Raw genomic sequence first — 2,510 nt, forward strand, 5'->3', positions numbered from 1 at the left:
GAAACCCCGCACCTTGCGGTTCTTTGACCGAAAAGTCAACGGGAGAGTTGCCTTGGTAGCCCATCACGAGCAGGGGGAGTGGTTGGGCTGGATTTGGCTGGACTGTTCAAATGATCCCGTCCTTCTCACTGGCCGAGGCATAGGGGAGAAAAGACTACTCCCAACCTGTTGTATAATCAGACTTTTCGAGGACAGGATCACAGTAGGTGCGCCCTGATCCTTGCCCGACTTTTCACCGAGGGGATCGCCGGGGCGGCTATCCATCTTTGGCATACACTATGGAATAAGACGTTAGGCATCCGAATCACCTGAAAATCCTTGCTAAAATATGGGGTATGAATGTAACCTTCATTACCGCTTACTATTTTTAACAGCTTGATTTCAGGAGAACCTGCATGCCAATACCTGGGCCCATGTTGTCGAGTTTTCCCCTGGCGGCACCTTTGCTGTTGGCCTTGAGTTTGGTGGTAGCGGCATGCTCCGCAGGCGTTGGTATTCCCCATGATGCTGTATATTCATCGCCTCCCCCAGCAATATCCTCATCGCCTCCCCCAGCAATGCTTATATCGCAAAACCGGGAGCGATTTCCCAAAGCAATCCCCAACCCGGTGAAAGTGGTGGAACAGGAGCCGGTCTCCACCTTTTCCGCCGATGTGGATACCTCCTCTTACGCTTTTGGTCGCAAGCTGCTCAATGAGGGCCGTTTTCCCGCCGCCGATGCCGTGCGGGTGGAGGAGTTGGTCAACTACTTTGATTACAACTATCAAACTCCTGCCGGCGCCGATCCACCGTTCAAGCCAACGGTGGCGCTGTTCCCCGCCCCCTGGAACGAGCAAAAGCAGCTGATGCTTGTGGGGATCAAGGGTTATTCCACGCCACCGAAGGAGCGTCCTTCCGCCAATCTGGTGCTACTGGTGGACATCTCCGGCTCCATGGCGCACCAGAACCGGCTTCCTCTGCTCAAAAGAGCCTTCGCCATGATGGTCGAGCAACTTCGTCCCGAGGACCGTGTGGCCATCGTCGTTTACGCCAGTAACGTGGGTGTGGTGCTGCCGCCCACTCCGGTCTCGGAAAAAGAGTTCATCCTGGCCGCCATCGAAAGTCTCCAGGCCGGGGGAAGCACGTCCGGCGGCGCGGGACTCAAGGTGGCCTACGAGATGGCGGAAAAGCACTTTGATCCCAAGGCCATCAATCGGGTGATCCTGGCCACCGACGGCGATTTCAACGTGGGCATCACCTCTGTGGATGTTCTCAGGGACTTTATCGTCACCAAACGCAAGACCGGTATCTTCCTTTCGGTGTTGGGCGTGGGGGAGATGAATTATAACGACACCATGATGCAGGCCCTGGCCCAACACGGTAACGGGGTGGCCGCCTATATCGACTCCATGAGTGAGGCCCGCCGGGTTCTGGTGGACAAGTTGAGCGCCAACCTCTTCCCCATTGCCAACGACGTGAAAATCCAAGTGGAGTTCAATCCCGAGAGGGTGGCGGAATACCGGCTTATCGGCTACGAAACTCGCATGCTGGCGCGGGAGGACTTCAAGAACGACAAAGTTGATGCCGGGGATTTGGGCAGCGGACACACCGTCACCGCGCTTTACGAATTGACCATGGTGGGCAGCCCCGCTCGGCAAAACGATGCCCTGCGCTACGCCAAATCTCACGCCAAGGCAAAAAAAGAGTCCACTGCCCCTCTCCCTGGGGATGAGTACGCCTTTCTCAAAATTCGCTACAAGCTTCCCGGAGAGCAGAGCAGCAAGCTCATCGAACAGCCCATCAACGATGAGGCGCGGTTCATCTCTTTGAAAAAAACCCCGTCGGATTTCCGTTTTGCCGCTGCGGTGGCCGCTGCGGGGCAGAAGCTTCAGAATAGCACCTATCTGGGGGATTTCAGTTACGACAAGATCATGGATTTGGGCAATAAGTCCAAGGGAGAGGATCCCGGCGGTTACCGTCAGGAGTTCCTCAACCTGCTGAAGTTGGCCCAGACTCTGGATCGGCGCTGATCCCCTCTGGCACGATTGCGGGTACTTCATAGACAAATCGTGAAATCGGGGGCTAAAACCGGGGATGGTATGCCTATTTTCAAGGTATCTGTTCAGGTAAATGGGAGTTCGGGGGGATTATCCCCCCGACTTTCTCCAGGGCGACGCCCTGGGATTTTTTCCTTGCGGTGTTGATTGCGGCTATACCGCGTTATGATGGCAACCTGATCGAACCGAAACCCGCCTGGGAGCATTACATCCGACAACTCAACCTCTTCTCCGTTGGTGTGATGGGCATTACCAAGGCTGAATGCGCTCTACTGGGGCTGTCCGCTCTGCCGAATCCCGAGCCCATCCCGGAGCATGCCGTCATCGACTTCTCCCACCTAGCAGGGCAGTGAGAAGGCGATATCCTGCGCGGATTGCACGGTTTGTCTTGTAAGAGGCAAATCAAATCGGTTATGGTTCCCGATTTAACGCAATTCCTGCCCGGCACGGTTGAATCTCATGAGAAATCGCTTC

Annotated in this window: 2 protein-coding genes; both read left to right on the plus strand. The window is 55.5% G+C overall.

The window, feature by feature from the left end; all coding sequences use genetic code 11:
- Window positions 1-608: 608 nt before the first annotated feature.
- Window positions 609-2,009, plus strand: coding sequence for a VWA domain-containing protein (locus HQL56_19555; GenBank protein ID MBF0311713.1), 1,401 nt, complete (start codon window positions 609-611; stop codon window positions 2,007-2,009).
- Window positions 2,010-2,176: 167 nt separating this feature from the next.
- Window positions 2,177-2,389, plus strand: a complete 213-nt coding sequence (locus HQL56_19560; protein ID MBF0311714.1) for a hypothetical protein — start codon at window positions 2,177-2,179, stop codon at window positions 2,387-2,389.
- Window positions 2,390-2,510 lie beyond the last annotated feature (121 nt).

This window comes from Magnetococcales bacterium (genome assembly GCA_015231925.1).
Classification (GTDB): Bacteria; Pseudomonadota; Magnetococcia; order Magnetococcales; family JADGAQ01; genus JADGAQ01.